The organism is Pseudomonas paraglycinae, assembly GCF_021601625.1.
Classification (GTDB): Bacteria; Pseudomonadota; Gammaproteobacteria; order Pseudomonadales; family Pseudomonadaceae; genus Aquipseudomonas; species Aquipseudomonas paraglycinae.
The window spans coordinates 217,885-235,418 of record NZ_BQHR01000006.1 but is presented as its reverse complement, the minus strand read 5'-3'; the positions used below and the strand labels follow the sequence as shown (position 1 = coordinate 235,418).

At 62.8% G+C, this 17,534-nt stretch carries 17 protein-coding genes; 12 read left to right on the top strand and 5 right to left on the bottom strand.

Going from position 1 to position 17,534, the window contains the following annotated elements; translation table 11 throughout:
• Nucleotides 1–32: 32 nt before the first annotated feature.
• Entirely contained in the window at nucleotides 33–1,346 is a 1,314-nt protein-coding gene (locus L6D82_RS11485) for a leucine-rich repeat-containing protein kinase family protein (protein WP_102687146.1), read from the bottom strand.
• A gap of 61 nt (nucleotides 1,347–1,407) precedes the next feature.
• On the bottom strand, nucleotides 1,408–2,541 hold the full coding sequence (gene zapE, locus L6D82_RS11480) for a cell division protein ZapE (protein ID WP_102717034.1): 1,134 nt from the start codon (nucleotides 2,539–2,541) through the stop codon (nucleotides 1,408–1,410).
• 287 nt (nucleotides 2,542–2,828) lie between these two features.
• Here zapE and L6D82_RS11475 point away from each other — a divergent pair, with 287 nt between their 5' ends.
• From L6D82_RS11475 to L6D82_RS11445, 7 genes are all read left to right on the top strand, one after another.
• Nucleotides 2,829–3,338 carry a Csu type fimbrial protein gene (locus tag L6D82_RS11475; RefSeq protein WP_236189119.1) on the top strand — a complete coding sequence of 170 codons (510 nt, stop codon included), beginning with the start codon at nucleotides 2,829–2,831 and terminating at the stop codon, nucleotides 3,336–3,338.
• Nucleotides 3,339–3,438: 100 nt separating this feature from the next.
• On the top strand, nucleotides 3,439–3,972 hold the full coding sequence (locus L6D82_RS11470; protein ID WP_134022330.1) for a Csu type fimbrial protein: 534 nt from the start codon (nucleotides 3,439–3,441) through the stop codon (nucleotides 3,970–3,972).
• Nucleotides 3,973–3,992: 20 nt separating this feature from the next.
• Nucleotides 3,993–4,529 carry a Csu type fimbrial protein gene (locus tag L6D82_RS11465; protein WP_007951533.1) on the top strand — a complete coding sequence of 179 codons (537 nt, stop codon included), beginning with the start codon at nucleotides 3,993–3,995 and terminating at the stop codon, nucleotides 4,527–4,529.
• 4 nt (nucleotides 4,530–4,533) lie between these two features.
• Entirely contained in the window at nucleotides 4,534–5,034 is a 501-nt protein-coding gene (locus tag L6D82_RS11460; RefSeq protein ID WP_085745932.1) for a Csu type fimbrial protein, read from the top strand.
• A 24-nt stretch (nucleotides 5,035–5,058) separates the two neighbouring features.
• Nucleotides 5,059–5,841 (top strand): fimbrial biogenesis chaperone, encoded by a 783-nt coding sequence (locus L6D82_RS11455; RefSeq protein WP_085745933.1) that lies wholly within the window; start codon nucleotides 5,059–5,061, stop codon nucleotides 5,839–5,841.
• Nucleotides 5,842–5,925: 84 nt separating this feature from the next.
• Nucleotides 5,926–8,283: a fimbria/pilus outer membrane usher protein gene (locus tag L6D82_RS11450; protein ID WP_236189089.1), complete on the top strand. Its 2,358-nt coding sequence runs from the start codon at nucleotides 5,926–5,928 to the stop codon at nucleotides 8,281–8,283.
• Nucleotides 8,280–9,251: a Csu type fimbrial protein gene (locus L6D82_RS11445; protein ID WP_236189085.1), complete on the top strand. Its 972-nt coding sequence runs from the start codon at nucleotides 8,280–8,282 to the stop codon at nucleotides 9,249–9,251. The genes L6D82_RS11450 and L6D82_RS11445 overlap by 4 nt, the downstream gene beginning before the upstream one ends.
• A 5-nt stretch (nucleotides 9,252–9,256) precedes the next feature.
• On the opposite strand, the gene L6D82_RS11440 is transcribed toward L6D82_RS11445, so the two are convergent.
• The gene (locus L6D82_RS11440; protein ID WP_236189084.1) at nucleotides 9,257–10,009 is read right to left on the bottom strand and encodes an anti-sigma factor family protein; all 753 of its coding nucleotides are present in this window, start codon (nucleotides 10,007–10,009) and stop codon (nucleotides 9,257–9,259) included.
• Nucleotides 10,006–10,512 carry an RNA polymerase sigma factor gene (locus L6D82_RS11435; protein WP_085745937.1) on the bottom strand — a complete coding sequence of 169 codons (507 nt, stop codon included), beginning with the start codon at nucleotides 10,510–10,512 and terminating at the stop codon, nucleotides 10,006–10,008. The genes L6D82_RS11440 and L6D82_RS11435 overlap by 4 nt, the downstream gene beginning before the upstream one ends.
• A 272-nt stretch (nucleotides 10,513–10,784) precedes the next feature.
• Between L6D82_RS11435 and L6D82_RS11430 the strand changes: the two genes are divergently transcribed.
• The 5 genes from L6D82_RS11430 to L6D82_RS11410 all read left to right on the top strand — a co-directional run bounded on the left by L6D82_RS11430 (nucleotide 10,785) and on the right by L6D82_RS11410 (nucleotide 16,248).
• Nucleotides 10,785–12,347 carry an amino acid adenylation domain-containing protein gene (locus L6D82_RS11430; protein WP_236189082.1) on the top strand — a complete coding sequence of 521 codons (1,563 nt, stop codon included), beginning with the start codon at nucleotides 10,785–10,787 and terminating at the stop codon, nucleotides 12,345–12,347.
• Nucleotides 12,344–13,678, top strand: coding sequence for a hypothetical protein (locus L6D82_RS11425; RefSeq protein WP_236189081.1), 1,335 nt, complete (start codon nucleotides 12,344–12,346; stop codon nucleotides 13,676–13,678). The genes L6D82_RS11430 and L6D82_RS11425 overlap by 4 nt, the downstream gene beginning before the upstream one ends.
• A gap of 48 nt (nucleotides 13,679–13,726) precedes the next feature.
• Nucleotides 13,727–14,491, top strand: coding sequence for an enoyl-CoA hydratase-related protein (locus L6D82_RS11420; protein ID WP_236189080.1), 765 nt, complete (start codon nucleotides 13,727–13,729; stop codon nucleotides 14,489–14,491).
• A 120-nt stretch (nucleotides 14,492–14,611) separates the two neighbouring features.
• The gene (locus L6D82_RS11415; RefSeq protein WP_102717026.1) at nucleotides 14,612–15,706 is read left to right on the top strand and encodes a catalase family peroxidase; all 1,095 of its coding nucleotides are present in this window, start codon (nucleotides 14,612–14,614) and stop codon (nucleotides 15,704–15,706) included.
• Complete coding sequence (locus L6D82_RS11410) at nucleotides 15,703–16,248, top strand: cytochrome b (RefSeq protein ID WP_236189079.1); 546 nt, start codon at nucleotides 15,703–15,705, stop codon at nucleotides 16,246–16,248. Before L6D82_RS11415 ends, L6D82_RS11410 begins: the two co-directional genes overlap by 4 nt.
• Before the next feature lie 7 nt (nucleotides 16,249–16,255).
• On the opposite strand, the gene L6D82_RS11405 is transcribed toward L6D82_RS11410, so the two are convergent.
• The gene (locus L6D82_RS11405) at nucleotides 16,256–17,464 is read right to left on the bottom strand and encodes an MFS transporter (protein ID WP_236189078.1); all 1,209 of its coding nucleotides are present in this window, start codon (nucleotides 17,462–17,464) and stop codon (nucleotides 16,256–16,258) included.
• Nucleotides 17,465–17,534 lie beyond the last annotated feature (70 nt).

The following is a 17,534-nucleotide window of genomic DNA, read 5'->3' as shown; positions in this document are numbered from 1 at the left end:
AGAAAATCGCAGCCCTCGGGCTGCGATTTTTTTCAGGCGTGTTGCAACGCCAGACTGATCTCGCCAAACCCCGGCCGCGCCAGCACTTGCGGCTGACAGCAGCGCTGTTCCAGGTCTTCCAGCACCTGACGCTGTTCATCGCTCAACCCCGAGTCAGTGCGCGCCAGCAGTTCCCCCAGCAGAATCCCGAACGCCCGCACTTCGAGGCGTTGCAGTGCACGGGTTTCAGGCGTGTCCGCCGTGGCATGGAACGACGCCGCACCAAAATCCCCCAGCAGACAGTCGCCCTGATCGTTCAACAGAATGTTGTGTCCGTAGAGATCACCGTGGGTGATGCCGTGACGATGCAGATGCCCGGCGACCGACGCAATGCCCCGGGCGATGCGCAGGGCAACATCGGCACTGAAACGGCAATCCTCGGCATACACATCCCTTGAACAGGACGCCAGGCTCGGCAACCCGGCGAGGTTGCGGTAACTCGGATCGATCAACTGCATCACCAGGCCTTGCTGGTCATCGGGATGCTGGTCGATGCGGCCTTCGACGCGGATCAGGTTCGGGTGCAGCCCGGCGGTGATACACGCGTTCATTTCATGCAGCGGCGAGCCGTCGCTGGTCATTTCACCCTTGTACAGCTTGACCGCCACTGGCGTGGCCTGCTGATCCGCAGGCTGCCACTGCGCCCGGTAAATGACCCCGGAAGCGCCTTCGCCCAGCCGTTGCTCCAGCTGCAGCGCCGACCAGTCTATCAGGGGCGCTTTGTCGAGGGCGGCGGCATCGGCTTCGGTTTCCAGCGGATTGCCGGCGTAGGCCAGCCAGGTCAGGCTTGGCAGGGTCAGCAGCCATTGCGGCAACTCGGTCAACTGATTGGCGGCGATGCGGATCAGCTCCAGCCGATGGCACTGACTCAGTGACGGCGGCAGGGTGCGCAGGCGATTGCCGGCAAGCATGAGTTTTTGCAGCAACGGGCGCTCGCCCAGTTCCGTGGGCAGGGTTTCGATGGCGTTGTCGGTCAAGATCAGCCAGCGCAACTGCGGCGGCAGCGCCGCGCCGGGTATCTGAGTGATGCGGTTGGCCTTGAAACCGATCATCGACAGCGTCTGGCACTGGCCCAGGCACGCCGGCAATTGGGTGAACCGATTGTCGGAGCAGAACAGCACGCGCAGGCGCGTCAGACGATGCAAGTCGTCCGGCAGGCTGCTCAGGGCATTGCCGCTGAGGTTGAGCACTTCCAGCGTGTCGGCCAGGTTGAAAATCTCCGGCGGAAATTCAGTCAGGCCTTCGGCCAGATCCAGCCGGGTGATGCCCGACAGTTCGCCAGCGCGCAGTTGTGCAAGGGTGTGCATGAAAAGGATCGCTTTCGAGAAGGCGCGGGGCGCCGGAAATGGGCCGCATGATAACGGCAAATCAGCCCTGTTCGTGCACTTCGCGCAATTGCCCGAGCCGGCTGCGGGTGCGGGCCAGATCGATGGCCTGGCCGCCGAGGCTTTCGTGTAAGGGGAGTTGGCCGAGCAGGGTCAGGTGTTTGTCCTGGTCGTAGAGTACGTCGATCAGGTTGATAAAGCGCTGCTGGGCGGCGATCGAACATTCGCCCAGCTCCGGCAGTTCGTCGATGATCCAGTGGTCGAAGCGTCGACACAGTTCCAGATAATCCATCACCGCCGTGGGCTGTTCGCAGAGGTCGTTGAAGGTGAAACCGATGCGCCGGTCTTCGCACAGCCGCGCCTGCAAATGCCGGCTGCCGACCGCCAGAGGCAACGGCGTGGCGTCGAGTGGCGGCAGGTTCAAGGCCTGGCGCTGCGCCGGGCTGGCCGGCCAGACGTAATGGCCCTGAGTGAACACCTGATGCGCGTGACGACGCGCCTGGCTGCGGTAATCGTGCGGGCCACCGACTTCAATGACCTGCATGCGCGCATTGATCAGGTCGATTACCGGTTTGAACCGCGCGTGGTACAGCGGGTTGGGCAGCAAACCTTCGGGCGGGTAGTTGGAGGTCACCAGCAACAGGATTCCGCGCTTGAACAGCGCCTTGAACAGACGGGTGATGAGCATCGCATCGCCGATGTCATGTACATGAAATTCGTCGAAACACAGCACCCGACAGTCCGTCAGCAACGTATCGAGAGTGACGGCGAGGGCGTCATCGCGGTCGCGGTGCTCGAACATGCCCTGATGCAACTGGGCAAAGAACCCGTGGAAGTGCAGGCGGCGTTTTTGCTCGATCGGCAACGCCTGGAAAAATCCGTCCAGCAACCAGCTCTTGCCGCGCCCGACCGCTCCGTGCAGATACAGGCTGGGCGGGGTTTGCGCAGGGGTGCCGAACAACAGACCGGCCTGATGAGCCATGCAGTCGATGACCCGCTGCTGGCTGTGGCTGAGGGTGTAGCCCTGGCCGTGGGCCTTTTGCCGGAAATAGTCACGCACCGATTGCGCGCTGGCGGCGCACTGGCCCGCGTTTGTGACGGAGCGTTTGCCGAAGAAATGGCGCAAGGCTGACCAGCGCTGGGTCAGACGCGAACGTTCGGGCGGTCGGGCGGGCACTGCATTCACTCCGTCATCATCGGGCCGGCTCCCCGCGAGCGCGGCGGGGTAGTTTAACCAGACGGATAGTTTTGCTTCCACTGCGCCTTGTCGTTTTTCCGCAGAGCAATCTGCGGCGTGTACAGGATTTTTCAACACTTTAAATCGACATGTTGCCAACCTTTCGAAACAAATCCCGGCGGGTAACTGGATCCAATCGACTGGCGCAATCGGCGTGCGTTGCTAACCTGAAACACTGTAACGACAGAGACGCTGTCGCCATCAAGGAACGGGCGGTGAATGCAGGGATGGTCTGGGCATTGCTGGGCGGGCTCGCGATACCGGTCCACGCCGCCGACCTTCAGGTCGAGGTGCGGGTCGATGTGCAGCGCGGTTGCCAGTTGATCGGCCAGCAACGCGAGGCCGGTATCGAGCAACTGGGCGTGCTCGATTTCGGCACCACGGCGCGGCTCGGCGACCGGGACGGGCCACTCGGTGCGGCGCTGACCAATTCGCGCCTGCCGCGTCTGGAATGCAATCCGGACACCCCGTACCAGTTGCGCGTCGATGGCGGCCTGCACGGTGGCATTGGCGAGGTGCGTTATATGGCGGGAGAGGCCGGCAGCAAGCCGATTCCTTATCGCCTGTATCAGGACGCCGCACGGCGGGTGCCGCTGGTGGTAGACGTGCCGGTCAGCGGCCGGGTGCCGGATAGCGGCACGGTGGACTTGCCGTTATACGGGCGGATCGAGCGGATGGCGGAGGTGCCACGGGTCAGCCGGTATTCGGATCTGGTGAAGGTGACGGTCACCTGGTGATCGCGGAGTTTTTCAGCCATTCGGTGGAGCCGGGTGGCGCAGGGAAGGGCGTTCAATGACGAGCGCAGTGGTCGAGTGATCCTGAAGGAGTAGGGGCTCAATGATGGGCAGACACGGGCGGGTAATCGCCGCAGCCACATTGCTGTTGTTCACCGAGACCGCGGCAGCGGCAGTCAGTGGGCAGATCCTTGCGCGGCTGACGCTGATTGCCGGCTGCGAAGTGACCAACGCAACCAGCCCCGCCAGCCCGGTGGATGGGCTGGGCTCTCTCGATTTCGGCCAGCAGGGCCCGACCTGGAACGCACCGATCAAGGCCAGTCTCAGCGAAGCGGGCAGCGGCCAGCTGAATGTCGCCTGCAATCCTTCGGTCACCGGGTTCACCGTGACCATCGACGGCGGTAGCCATGGCGACGGCACCACACGCCGCCTGAGCAACGGGCGCCAGACGCTCCCCTATCAGCTATTCCTCGATGCCTCGGGCAGCCAGAGCTACAGCATCGGTCAACAACACAATTTCGCTGTCACCAGCGGCGCACAGATACCCATCCCGGTATTTGGCTCGGTGGTGGCGAACACCCGTGCGGTACCGGCCGGTGTCTATACCGACACCCTGACGGTGACGCTCGACTGGTAACCCCGTAGAGGACGGACACCATGCGTACGATTGCATCAAGGATAGGTTTGTCGTTGCTCGGCCTGACGCTCGCTTCCAGCGTCAATGCCGCCACCACGGTCACCGGCCAGATCACCTCCAGCCTGATCCTGATCAGCAGTTGCCAGGTCAACGGTTCCGGCGGTTCTACCGGGCTGAACTTCGGTGCGTTGAACTTCGGCACCGCCAACAGCCTGTTCACCACAGCCACCGGGCAGGTGCTGGGTGGCGGGGGCGGGGCGCTGTCGATCCTGTGCTCGGCCGGCACCACGCCGACGGTCAAGGTCCGCGCCGGCGCCCATGACGGGCTCTCGCCGGGTGGTACCCGCGCGTTGTACGACGGGGTTGCCAACTATGTGCCGTACGATCTGTACACCGACGCCGGGCACTCGCAATTGCTGGCCATCGACGGGGTGATCAACCTCGCCGCCAGTACCGGTGTGGCGCAGACCGTGAACATCTACGGTCAGGCGGTGGGCAAGGCCGGGCTGCCGGCGGGCACCTACACCGACACGATTTCCGTTGAACTGACGTTCTAGTGTCATGGGCCGACATCGCTGTGCGGCGCTGCTTCTGCTGTGTGCGGGCAGCTTGCCGCTGCCGTTGGCGGCGGTGACCAGCCAGAGTTTTCAGGTCAGTGCCACGGTGACACCGGGTTGTCTGGTGGTGGGGGGCGTATCGAACTATGGCGGGCTGAATTTCGGTTCGCGTTCGGCGCTGGCTACCGGCACGGTGCAGGTCGCGTTGACCGGTGGCGTCACGCTGCAATGCACGCCGGGGGTGGCGCTGAACATGACGGTCGATGGTGGCCAGTACAACAGCGGCGGGCGACGCATGCAGATCAGTGGAGGCAGCGCGAAGGTGGCGTATGCGCTGTTTCGCGATGCGGCGTACAGCCAGAGCCTGGGCATTGGCCAGAGTGTGGCGGTGGCCTACAGCGACGCGAACAACATCAGTCTGCCGATCTACGGTCAGGTGCAATTGCCGGGCAATCAGCCCGGGGGGACATACAGCGATGTGTTGCAGGTGCAGCTGTCGTGGTGATGTGAAATGACAAGGAGCAGGTTTATGGGGTTTTTCACGTCACGTTATTCGTCCGTTTGTTGCGCCGTGCTGGCGCTGGTCATGTTCGGGACGCTCAAGGCCCAGGCCGCCAGTTCGGTGCTGATCTGGCCGATCGATCCGGTGCTGGAGGCCGATCAGCAGGCCAGTGCGCTGTGGCTGGAAAATCGCGGCACGGAAACCGCCAACCTGCAGATCCGCGTGTTCGGCTGGAGCCAGAGCGGTTTCGAAGAGCAATACCGCAATCAGCGCGAGGTGATCGGCAGCCCGCCGGTGGCGAAGATCGAGCCGGGCCAGAAGCAACTGGTGCGCCTGACCCGCACCAAGGACGTGCCGCCAGGCCAGGAACTGGCGTACCGGATCATCATCGATGAAATCCCCTCGGCTCAGCCCCCCGTTGCCGAAGACGGCAAGACCGCTGCGGCGATTCGCTTCCAGATGCGCTACTCGGTGCCGCTGTTCGCCTATGGCGCGGGTTTGTGGAGCAAGGAAGACAGCGCCCGTCAACGTGACCCCAAGGGCATCGGCCTGCCGCAACTGAGCTGGCGCACGGTGGCGGTGGAGGGGCGTCCTTATGTGGAAGTGCGCAATCAGGGCGCGGTTCATGCGCGACTGACCGATGTGGCCATAAAGCAGGGCAGCCAAAGCAAGCCGCTGGCCGAGGGATTGCTCGGCTACGTATTGCCCGGCGCGGTAATGCGCTGGCCGGCACCGGGACCGGTGACGGGAGAGCTGGCCGGGCGGATCAATGGCGCGGCGAAGGTGCAGAGCATTCCGCCGGCGCGATAGCCGTAGCGAGTCATGTCGAAGTGATCAGGCTTCGGCGCCAGCGGTTTCAGGAGGAATCAGTCCATTGACGGACGTAACACGCTAATGAGTCCAGGATGGGCTCGACGTATTCAGCGTCCGTTGTGGCTCATGACCGGCGCGTGGTGCCTGATGTTCATTCATCCATCCGGGGCCGGCGAATTGCCGCCGCCTCCCAGCGGCATGGAGGCCGTCAGCGATGCACAGTTGTTTCTGGAACTGGTGGTCAACCAGATGAATACCGGCCGGGTGGTGGCGGTGGAGCAGCGCGGCGGGCGCCTGTTCCTGCCGGCCAGCGTATTGCGCGACACCGGCATGAAGCTGCCGGAAGAGGCGGGTACCGAAGTCGATCTCGACGGCCTGCCGGGCCTGCACAGCGATTACGACAGCGTCAGCCAGCGACTGCTGCTCGACGTGCCACCGGACTGGCTGCCGGAGCAGTTCATCGGCAACCGTGAAGTCTATCCGCGCACCCCGGCGCTGAGCAGTTTCGGCGCGTTGTTCAACTATGACCTGTACCTCAATGACACCGACGACGCCGGCACCTATCTGGCGGCGTGGAACGAAGTGCGGGTGTTCGACAGTTGGGGCACGTTGTCGAACACCGGGCAATATCGCCGTACGTTGTCGGGGGATGCGGTCAGCACGCTGGACAACGGCTATCTGCGTTACGACACCACCTGGCGCTACTCCGATGATGAGCGGATGCTGACCTACGAGGCCGGGGACCTGGTCAGCGGCGCCTTGCCCTGGAGCAGTTCGGTGCGGCTGGGCGGCGTGCAATTCTCGAGGGATTTTGCGGTGCGCCCGGATCTGGTGACCTATCCGCTGCCGCAGTTCGCCGGGGAAGCGGCGGTGCCGTCCTCGGTGGATCTGTTCATCAACGGCTACAAATCCAGCAGCACCGACCTGCAACCGGGGCCGTACACCCTGACCAACATTCCGTTTATCAACGGCGCGGGTGAGGCGGTGGTGGTGACCACCGATGCGCTGGGCCGGCAGGTGTCGACCACGGTGCCGTTCTATGTCACCAGCAGCCTGCTGCAAAAGGGCCTGAGCGATTTTTCGGTGGCCGCTGGTACGCTACGCCGGGATTACGGCCTGAAGGATTTCAGCTATGGGCCGGGCGTCACCTCGGGCAGTTTGCGTTATGGCGTCAGCGACACCTTTACTCTGGAGAGTCACGCCGAGGCGGCGGATACCCTGACGCTCGGGGGACTGGGCGGTAACTTGCGGCTGGGCAATTTCGGGGTGCTCAACAGCGCGATCAGCCAGAGTCGTTTCGACGGCGATGGCGGTCAGCAATTGAGCCTCGGTTATCAATACAGCGGCCAACGCTACAGCTTTTCCTATCAGCGTTTGCAACGCCGCGACCGTTACGCCGACCTGACCGTGGTCGACAGCCCTTACACCACACTCAGCAAGCGCAGTGAGCAGGCGACCCTGAGCCTCAACCTCGAACGCTGGGGCAGTCTCGGCGTCGGGTATTTCGACATTCGTGCGGCAGACGAAACGCGCACACGGTTGCTCAACCTGAGCTGGAGCAAACCGCTGTGGCGCAACAGCAGTTTCTACCTGTCGGCCAACCGCGAAATCGGCGACAGCAACTGGGCGGTGCAGGCGCAACTGGTGATTCCGTTCGACCTGCGCGGCAGCCTGGCCATCAGCAGCGAACGCAGCAAGACCGGGCAGACGCAGCAGCGGGTCAACTACAGCCGCGCCGTACCGTCCGAGGGCGGGGTGGGCTTCAATCTCGGCTACGCCAAGGGCGACGGCGCCGATTACCGCCAGGCCGACGTGACCTGGCGCCTGCAATCGGTGCAATTGCAGGCGGGCGTCTACGGCACGTCCGACGCCGAAACCCGTTGGGCCGATGCCAGCGGTTCGCTGGTGTGGATGGATGATCAAGTGTTCGCTGCCAATCGCATCGACGATGCGTTCGTGGTGGTCAGCACCGACGGCTACGCGGACATTCCGGTGCGTTACGAGAACCAGCAGGTCGGCCAGACCGACCGTAACGGCCACTTGCTGGTGCCGTGGAGCAGCGCCTATTACCGCGGCAAGTACGAAATCGATCCGCTGAACCTTCCGGCCAACGTACGCAGCCCGAATGTCGAACAGCGTGTAGCGGTGCGCCGGGGCAGTGGCTATCTGCTGGAGTTTCCGCTGAGCCGGGTGATCGCCGCGAGTATCGTGCTGGTGGACGCGCAACAAAAGGAATTGCCGCTGGGCAGCGGCGTGCTGCACGAGCAGAGCGGTACGCGGACGGTGGTCGGCTGGGATGGGCTGGTCTATCTGGAAAATCTTCAGGCGCAGAATTCGCTGCGGGTGACTCTCGCGGACGGCAAGACCTGCAAGGCGCAATTCAGCGTCGACCTGCAGCAGGATGAAGTGCCGCTGATCGGCCCGCTGGTGTGCCAATGATCCGGGCGCGGTTTGTTTTGTGGCTGCTGTTGCTGTTGCCGGGACTGGCGCAGGCGCTGTGTTCGGTGGTCACCACCACACCGGCCGGGTTCGGGAACATCAGTTCGATCGCCGTGCGCACCACCTCGCAACTCAGTTCTACCCTGAACGGAGGCTTGAGTTGCACCGGTTCGCTGCTGTCTCTGTTGACCAACAATGACCATTTCTGGGCCACCGTTACCTCGACCCAGAGCGGTTTGCTCGGGCCCACCGGCGACGTGATCGGTTACACGATCTACGCCAACAACAGCACCAGTTACCCGCTGACGCGTGGCACCGCCTATGACTTCGCCCGCAACGGCATTATCGATGCCTTGGGTTTGCTGGGCGGTACGGTGCCGAAAACCGTTCCGCTCTATTTCGGGACCACCATCGGCAGCAACGTGGCGGCGGGGGTATACACCGAAACCCTGAGCATTTTCTGGAACTGGAATTATTGTTCGGGCATCGGTGCGGGCGGGCTGTGCCTGGGTCGTGACATCAACAGCGGCACGACGACGCTGACGGTCAACCTGACGGTGTCCAACGACTGCACCATCACTGCCCCGAACATCGCTTTCGGCAGCGCGCCGGTGGTCAGCGCGTTCACCCCGGTGACCGGGCAGACCATCAACCTCGCCTGCACCAAGGGCAGTGCCTACACCGTGGGGCTGAACGACGGGCAGAATGCGCTGAGTGTCGGCGGACGGCGGCGGATGATTTTCGGCAGCAACTATCTGGCCTACGACATTTTCAAGAGCGCCGGGACCACCCGTTGGGGCAGTGTCGGTGCGGCCCGTCGGGCCAGCAGCGATGCCGAGGTCAACCCCGGCAACGGGCTGGGCACCGGCAGCCAGATCTTCAATTACAACGCGAAAATCTACACCGACCAGACCACACCACCCGCCGGAACCTATCTGGACAATGTGGTGCTGGATGTGGGGTTCTGAACCGGCTAGAAACTCACGGATTGCTTGAGCATTTTCGCTGCGGGTGTGTCGGTCGGGCTGATCATCGCGTAGTTATAGCCCTTGCCGGACCAGTACTCGGCCTGCAGATCCCCGTCCTGGCGGCTGCCTCGGGGCAGAAAGGTATTTTTAGGTCCCGGTGGGCGCACGTAGAAACTCACCTTGTGCCCGCTCTGGTCTTCATACATCACCATCGCCGCCGGGCCTTCATCGGTGCTCAGCAGACGGCCGCTGACCGGTGCAAAACCGGCCGACGTCAGGTCCGGCAGGCGATTGGCCTGAGTGAAATAACGGTCGAGCCAACGCTGGATGTCGCCGTCACCATCGACCTTGTAGTCCGCCGGCAGAAGTCCTCGCTGGGCGATCAAGCGGTACGCCTGCAAGGCGTCCGTCATCGGTGCCGGGGGATGAAACACGGTCATGTCCCGGGCTTTCCAGCCACCGACACCGCCGAGGCTGACGGCAATCAAAAGCATTGCCGCGCTGGCCCATTGGCGGCGCGACTGGCGTTTGAGTCGCTGGCGAATCAGCGACGGATCAAGGTCCGGATTGGCCGGTTGTTGCAAGGCACCGCCGAGGGCGGCGCGCAGGTGCTGGGCGTCCTGTTGCCAGGCGCGAACCTGCGCCGCTTCGTCCGGATGGCTGGCGAGCCAGGTTTCCAGCACATGCCGGTCGGCCTCGCTGAGCTGGTGGTCGACGTAGGCGTGCAGGTCACGTTCGTTGGGGGGCAGACTGATCATTTGAGTATCCGCAAGGAAGGGCTGCTGATTTCCCCGTCGCTGAGCTGGCGCAGGGCCTGGCGAGCACGGGACAGGCGCGACATCACGGTGCCGGTGGGGACGTCGAGAATCTCGGCGACCTCCTTATAAGTCAGGCCTTCCACCGACACCATCAGCAGCAGCGCGCGCTGTTCGGTGGGCAGTCGGTCGAAAGCCTGCAAGGTCGATTGGGCAATCACGGTGCGTTCCACCGAGGGCTCGGCGTCATCGCGGCCGGTGAAGAATTCGAGCATCCGCGCATAACGCCGCGAGCGCCGATGCGCATCGAGAAACTGCCGGTACAGGATCGAAAACAGCCAGGCGCGCAGATCGCCGTCGGCGCGCTTCTCGCCCCAAGCCGACAGTGCCCGCTCGAGGCTGGCCTGTACCAGGTCGTCGGCGCTGCTGCTGTTGCGTGTCAGCGAAAGCGCGAAGCGGCGCAATCTGGGAATCAGATCGCGTAATTGCTCGTCGAGTGTATTCATGACAGGGACATGCTCTGGGCCAGAAGCGCGGTAGTGGTAGGAAAGACGCCTCTCGACACAGCTTATTCCATTCCAGGAGTTGAAAGATTTCATTACTGGCGACGTAGGAAAGTTCGCCGCGTTCTGTAGTGCGTGTAATGGATTCAAATCTCCCGGCTCAACCCGTCCGACAAGCGCAAGCAGCCACCGATGTCGCCAGCAGGCAATCGGTGGCCGAAGCGGCTGAAACGATGATTTGAGCAAAAGGGATGTTTGAGATGCATGCAATCGTAATGAATACCCCAGCCACACCGAGCGAAGGTTATGACGCCTGGCGGACATTCGGCTGCGGCCCGGTGGCCGAGCCCGAGTTCTCGTTGATCCACCGTGCGATCGAAGCGCGGGCGGCGACTCATCCGCAGCATGTGGCCGCGCGTTTTCAGGGGCAGATCCTTACCTATGGCGAGTTGAACCGCCAGGCCAACCGGTTGGCCAGTTTGTTGTCGAGTCATGGCGTAGCCCCGGGCGATCACGTGGCGCTGTTTGTCGAACGTTCGATCCCGATGCTGGTGGGCATGCTCGCGACCTTGAAGGTGGGGGCCGCCTATATTCCCCAGCATGTCGGCATTACTCCGGCCACGCAGTTGAGCCACATCATGTCGGTTGCTTCGACGCAGGTGGTGTTGACGCTTTCAACACTGGCCCACGGGATTCCGCTGACAGCCGGGCAGCATTGCATTCATCTGGATACGTTCATCGACTCACCGGGCTCGGCTGCCGATGACGTGAATGTGGGGGAGGACATTTCGTCACCGGATGCCCTGTGTTTTGTGTTGTTTACGTCCGGTACGACCGGCCAGCCCAACGGTGTCAGGGTGACCCAGCGCAATGTCTGCAACATTCTGCTGACCGGCCCCGGCAATCTCGGCATGCGGCCGGGCATGAACGTCGGGCAGATTCTCAATATCGCCTTCGACATGGCCGCCTGGGAAATCCTTGGCTGTCTGGCCCATGGCGCGACGCTGCTGATCCGGGGCAAGGACATTGCCGAAACCGCCGAGCAGTGTGACGTGCTCATCGCGACCCCATCGATTCTCGCCACGCTGGATCCGGAGCGCTGCAGTCAGGTGAAGGTGGTGGCCCTGGCCGGCGAACCGTGCCCGCAGCCCCTGGCTGATCGCTGGGCGTCCTTTTGCGATTTCTACAATGCTTGCGGCCCCACAGAAACCACCATCGTCAACACCATGCAGCATTACCGAGGCACGGGCCCGTTGACGATCGGCAAGCCAACGCCGAACAACACCGTGTATGTACTGGATGAAACGGGCCAACTGTGCGCGCCGGGTGAGCAGGGCGAAATGTGGGCCGGTGGCGACTGTGTGACGGCCGGGTATCTGGGCAATCCTGCCCTGACTGCCGAGCGTTACCGCCTCGATCCGTTTCTGGGACAGGGCCGCATGATGTTTCGCACCCGTGATCTGGGGCGCTGGACTGCTGACGGCGAACTGGAGCACCTGGGCCGGGTGGACGATCAGGTGAAAGTCCGGGGCTTTCGCGTTGAACTGGACTCGGTGTCGGCTGCGCTGGAGTCCGCACCGGGCTGCGAGCGCGCGGTGACCTTGAAGTTCGATAACCGTCATCTGGTGGCTTTCGTCTTCCCTGCATCCACGGACACCGATGTGGCGCGACGCCGTTGCGAGGAACGACTGGCCTATTACTGCGTGCCTTCGATGATTCTGCCGGTGGACGACATCCCGCTGACTTCAAGGGGCAAGGTCGACAAACGCTTGTTGCTTGAGCGGGCACAGGCGCATCAGGCGCAGCTCGCTGCCGCCCGGCAGGAGGCGGGGCAATGAGTCAGGTCGACGACGCTTTTGCCCTGCCACCGCGACGTCCGCTCTGGCGGCGCCTGGGAACGCTGCCGCTGTTTTCACATTACAACCGCCTGGTTGCGCTGGTGTTGCTGGCGAACCTCGGGGCGCTGGTGTACGGGATCACCGTCGGACAGTGGTGGTCGGCCTCGGAGGTTGCGTTGGAGGCATTGTCGCAGCTGGTGTTGGCGAACCTGTCGATGGCGATCCTGATTCGTCAGCAATACTTGATCAATCTGCTGTTCTGGCTGGCGACCCGGGCTCCCACGTGTTGGCCGCTGGCGATTCGTCGCTCGCTGGCCAAGGTTTATCACTTCGGCGGTTTGCACAGTGGCGGGGCGATGGCCGCGATTGTCTGGTTCGTTGCGCTGCTCGGCTCGATGATCTGGCAAAGGACCGACGGGGCAGGTGGGGTTTCGCTGACGCTGCTGGCCATCAGCGCCGCGCTTCTGGGGTTGTTGCTGCTGATGGCGATCATGGCGTTGCCGGGGATTCGCTCACGGTTTCACAACGCTTTCGAACGCACACATCGGTTCGCCGGTTGGGCGGCGCTGCTGCTGTTCTGGGGCATGACGCTGGTGTTTGCCCGGGATCGTCATCCTGGCGCCGACTTGGCGCAAGTACTGTTGACGTCCGTTTCATTCTGGATGCTGCCGCTCCTGACACTCAGCATTGCCTTGCCCTGGCTGCGCCTGCGCAAGGTGCCAGTGACGCTGGTCAAACCGTCGTCGCATGCGGTGATTGCCCGGTTCAATCACCACACACCGTTCGCCGGATCCTCTACCGCAATCAGTCGCCATCCGCTGTGGGAATGGCACTCGTTTGCCAACATTCCTGCACCGGACGAACAGGGTTTTCGCCTGATCATTTCCCGTGCCGGCGACTGGACCGGTGAACTGATCGAGCAGCCGCCGAGCCATGTCTGGGTCAAGGGCATCACCACGGCAGGCGTCGCCCATATCGAAACCCTGTTCAAGTCAGTGGTGTACGTCGCCACCGGCAGTGGCATTGGGCCGGTGCTGCCGCATCTGCTGGCGCGGCAGGTGCCGATCCACCTGATCTGGTCCACCCGCAGCCCGCGCGAGACCTATGGTGATGCGCTGGTGGAGGAAATCCTGCAGGCACAACCCGATGCCCATATCTGGGACACCGACCGGTTGGGCAAACCAGATCTGGTGGCGCTGGCGTATGCCGCCGTTCGAGCCCGCGGTGCGGAGGCGGTGATCTGTATTTCCAATCAGAAGCTGACCGAGCGAGTGGTCGAGGAAATGGAATCCCGGGGTATTCCGGCCTACGGCGCGATCTGGGATTCCTGACGGCGCGTCGGTGTTTTTCCACTCACTCCGCTATTCAAAGAGATTGCGATGAACCTATTGATTGAACGACACGGCCCCGTGGTACTGATCCGCCTCAACCGCCCGCACGCACGAAATGCGCTGGATACATCACTGATGCGCGAATTGCTGGAGGCCTTGCAACCGCTGGACAGTGATCCGGGTGTCGGATGTTTCCTCATCACCGGTACCCGGGATTATTTCGCTGCCGGAGCCGACATCAAGGAGATGTACGAAAAGTCCTGCCTGGAAATGATCGAGGAAGACCATTTCGCCGGCTGGGATGCATTTGCCGCTCTGCGCACGCCAAAAGTCGCGGCGGTGGCGGGCTTCGCATTCGGAGGAGGCTGTGAATTGGCAATGATGTGCGACGTGATCGTGGCGGCCGAGTCCGCGAAGTTCGCATTGCCGGAAATCACTCTGGGCGTGATGCCGGGCATGGGCGGTACGCAACGCCTGACCCGGTTGATTGGCCGCGCCAAAGCCATGGACATGATACTGACCGGTCGCACCATGTCCGCCCGTGAGGCCGAGCAGGCAGGGTTGGTGTCGCGGGTGACAGACGCCGATCACCTGTTGGAGCAGGCCATGGACATTGCACAGCGCATCGGCGGATTTCCCCGCACGGCGACACGGGCTGCCCGGGAAGCGGTGGACCGGGCGTCAGAGTCGGGATTGCGCGAGGGCATACTGTTTGAACGACGCTCGTTTCACGGCCTGTTCGCGACACCTGGACAGAAGGAGGGCATGCAGGCGTTTCTGGAAAAACGCGCGCCGCGTTTCGATCAGATTTAGCCGGCCGCGATTGGACTCCGACGCCACTCCATGAAAGAAACTACAGTTCAGAGGGAATAATCCTACGAGGCGTGCGTCTCATAGCACCTTTCCCTATGGCCGATGGCCCTGGAGTCTTTCATGGTTGATCGCAGCTCACCGCCCGGCGGGCCTCAACGCCCGCCACTGAGTGCCGCGAACCTGGTGTTGCGTCTTGGCGGAATCGCCGTAGTGGTCGCAGCCCTGGCCGGGGCGTTTGCCTACGTCCATGGTTCATTTGACCCACAACGCCTGACGCCAAAAGCGTTGGTCGATGTGCTGGAAAAGAACAACGGTGTGCATCCCGGCTTTCGTCGCAATCACGCCAAAGGTGTTTGCGTGATCGGACATTTCGAGAGCAGCGGCGAGGCTCGCGCGTATTCTGTCGCGCAAGTGTTCAATGAGCCGCGCACGCCGGTGGTCGGGCGCTTTGCGTTGCCGGCCGGCAGTCCGTATGCGCCGGACAGCGCCGTACCGATCCGCAGTCTGGCGCTGCGTTTCACTCAGGCAAACGGCCAGCAGTGGCGCACCGGGATGAACAGCATGCCGGTGTTCCCGGTCGGCACGCCCGAGGCGTTCTATCAGTTGCAGCAGGCGCAATCGCCGGATCCCGCCACCGGTAAACCGGATCCGACCAAAGTGCCGGCATTTTTTGCCTCACACCCGGAAGCCGTGCCGTTTCTGACCTGGATAAAAACCGCCAAACCCTCGGCCAGTTACGCGACGGAAACCTACAACAGCGTCAACGCGTTCTATCTGGTGGATGCCAGCGGCAAGAAGCAAGCAGTGCGCTGGAGCATGACGCCTCTGGCCCAGGATGCTGCCGGTGCGACTGCGCCCGAAGGTAGCGATTTCCTTGAGAAGGATCTGGTGCAGCGCCTGGCCGAAGGGCCGCTGCGCTTTCAGTTGAACATCACCTTGGCCAACGCCGACGATCCGGTGAACGATGCGAGCAAGACCTGGCCCGCCGGTCGCAAGGTGTTGAACGCCGGCACCCTGGTGCTGGAAAAGACCCAGCCGCAACTCAGCGGCGAATGCCGTGACATCAACTACGATCCGCTGGTGCTGCCGGCCGGCATTCAGGGTTCCGACGATCCGTTGCTGGCCGCGCGTTCGGCCGGTTACGCCGATTCCTACCTGCGTCGCACCAGCGAAGTCAGCCAACTGCCAACCGGCAAAAAGGAGGCTCGCCCATGAGCACGCAACCGACTCATTTCAATCCGCTGGCGCGGTTGCTGCACTGGCTGATGGCGTTGATGATCATCGCGATGTTGTTCATCGGCGCCGGCATGGTGACCTCGGTGTCGGCGCGGCATGAATGGTTGATCAATCTGCACAAACCATTGGGCATCGCGATACTCGCTTTGGTGATCGTGCGCATTCTGGTGCGGCTCGGCACCCGTCAGCCGCCGCTGCCGGCGGATCTGCCGGGCTGGCAGGTGATGGCGGCCAAGGCTTCTCATCTGTTGTTGTATGCGCTGATGTTGGTGTTGCCACTGCTGGGCTGGGCGATGATCAGCGCGGCGGGGGATCCGGTGATGCTTGGCACGTCGCTGCAATTGCCGTCGATCGTGCCGGCGGATGCGCAGGTATTTGCGTTGCTGCGCAAGGCTCACGGGTATATGGCGTATCTGCTGTTCCTGACCGTGCTGCTGCATTTGGCGGCGGCGCTGTTCCATGGCTGGGTGCGCCGCGACGAGGTGCTCGACAGCATGCTGCGGGGACGCAATCGCGGTTGATCGTGTGTCAGTCCGACGTGGCGAGGGCGCAAGCAGCCTCGCCACGTTTCTGTTTGGCCACGGTGCTCCACCAATAAAGCAGCGCGACCGTGTTGATTGCGGCACCCAGCCAGCACACGCCCGGCCATCCTGCCCAGGCGTACATGGCCGTCGAGGCGATTGAGCCCAAGGCGCTGCCAATCGAGTAAAACAGCATGTAGCCGGCAGTCAGTCGGCTCTGTGCCTCTGGGCGGACGCTGTAGATCATGCTCTGGCTGGTGACGTGCACGGCCTGCAAGCCCAGATCCAGGGTGATGACGCCAAGCAGCAGTGCCCATAACGAAGTTTGGGTAAGTGCGATTGGCAGCCACGAGCCCAGCATCAGCAGCAGCGACAGGCCGCTGACCCATTGCCCCAATCCTCGATCCGCCAGATGTCCGGCTCTGGCCGCGGCCAGTGCGCCTGCCGCGCCAGCGAGTCCGAACAATCCGATTTCACTGTGGGAAAGTGACAGCGGCGGGGCGGCCAGCGGCAACACCATCGGCGTCCACAACACCATGGCGCTGGCGAAGGTGAGCAGGGCGAGGATTGCTCGTTGGCGCAGCACCGGTTCCTCACGAAACAGGCTGAACACTGAGGCGATCAGTGCCACGTAACGCGTGGTCGGTCGTGCGTCTTCATCTTTGGGTAACACCCGAAACAGCAGCGCGGCCATCACCAGCGTCAACCCCGCCGACAGCAGATAGATCGAGCGCCAGCCGGCCAGATCAGCCATCCCCCCAGCCACCGTTCGCGCGAGCAAAATGCCGACGACGATACCGCTGGTGATCACACCCACAACCTTTCCGCGTTGTGCCGGGACGGCCAGGGTAGCGGCGTAGGCGACCAGCACCTGGGTGACCACGGCCAGCAGGCCAGTCAGGGTGACGCCGATCAGTAGCCAGGCGCTGTTCGAGGCCAGAGCGATCATCAGCAAGGCTGCGGCGGACAATAGCGTTTGCGTGACGATCAACCGGCGGCGGTTGAGCATGTCGCCGAGGGGCACGAGCAATAACAGCCCGAGGCCGTAACCGACCTGGGTCAGCGTCATGACGATACCGATGCTGCCCGGCGACAGGCCGAAGGCGTCGGCCATCGCATCCAGCAGCGGCTGGGCGTAATACACGTTGCCCACCGCAAGGCCGCAAGCGATGGCGAAAAGCAGTACGACACCTTTATCGAGTGTTGCAGTGTTCATGTCCCGGATCCTTTCAGGTTTCAAGTTGAAACTTGATTGACGGTAAGTAATCCAGTTTTGATTTGCAACC

What these genes read in the sequence shown, in the direction of transcription:
- L6D82_RS11485 (WP_102687146.1), bottom strand. Translation starts at nt 1,346, where the DNA reads ATGCACACCCTTGCACAACTGCGCGCTGGCGAACTGTCGGGCATCACC.
- L6D82_RS11475 (WP_236189119.1), top strand. Translation starts at nt 2,829, where the DNA reads ATGGTCTGGGCATTGCTGGGCGGGCTCGCGATACCGGTCCACGCCGCC.
- L6D82_RS11470 (WP_134022330.1), top strand. Translation starts at nt 3,439, where the DNA reads ATGATGGGCAGACACGGGCGGGTAATCGCCGCAGCCACATTGCTGTTG.
- L6D82_RS11465 (WP_007951533.1), top strand. Translation starts at nt 3,993, where the DNA reads ATGCGTACGATTGCATCAAGGATAGGTTTGTCGTTGCTCGGCCTGACG.
- L6D82_RS11460 (WP_085745932.1), top strand. Translation starts at nt 4,534, where the DNA reads ATGGGCCGACATCGCTGTGCGGCGCTGCTTCTGCTGTGTGCGGGCAGC.
- L6D82_RS11455 (WP_085745933.1), top strand. Translation starts at nt 5,059, where the DNA reads ATGGGGTTTTTCACGTCACGTTATTCGTCCGTTTGTTGCGCCGTGCTG.
- L6D82_RS11450 (WP_236189089.1), top strand. Translation starts at nt 5,926, where the DNA reads ATGAGTCCAGGATGGGCTCGACGTATTCAGCGTCCGTTGTGGCTCATG.
- L6D82_RS11445 (WP_236189085.1), top strand. Translation starts at nt 8,280, where the DNA reads ATGATCCGGGCGCGGTTTGTTTTGTGGCTGCTGTTGCTGTTGCCGGGA.
- L6D82_RS11440 (WP_236189084.1), bottom strand. Translation starts at nt 10,009, where the DNA reads ATGATCAGTCTGCCCCCCAACGAACGTGACCTGCACGCCTACGTCGAC.
- L6D82_RS11435 (WP_085745937.1), bottom strand. Translation starts at nt 10,512, where the DNA reads ATGAATACACTCGACGAGCAATTACGCGATCTGATTCCCAGATTGCGC.
- L6D82_RS11430 (WP_236189082.1), top strand. Translation starts at nt 10,785, where the DNA reads ATGAATACCCCAGCCACACCGAGCGAAGGTTATGACGCCTGGCGGACA.
- L6D82_RS11425 (WP_236189081.1), top strand. Translation starts at nt 12,344, where the DNA reads ATGAGTCAGGTCGACGACGCTTTTGCCCTGCCACCGCGACGTCCGCTC.
- L6D82_RS11420 (WP_236189080.1), top strand. Translation starts at nt 13,727, where the DNA reads ATGAACCTATTGATTGAACGACACGGCCCCGTGGTACTGATCCGCCTC.
- L6D82_RS11415 (WP_102717026.1), top strand. Translation starts at nt 14,612, where the DNA reads ATGGTTGATCGCAGCTCACCGCCCGGCGGGCCTCAACGCCCGCCACTG.
- L6D82_RS11410 (WP_236189079.1), top strand. Translation starts at nt 15,703, where the DNA reads ATGAGCACGCAACCGACTCATTTCAATCCGCTGGCGCGGTTGCTGCAC.
- L6D82_RS11405 (WP_236189078.1), bottom strand. Translation starts at nt 17,464, where the DNA reads ATGAACACTGCAACACTCGATAAAGGTGTCGTACTGCTTTTCGCCATC.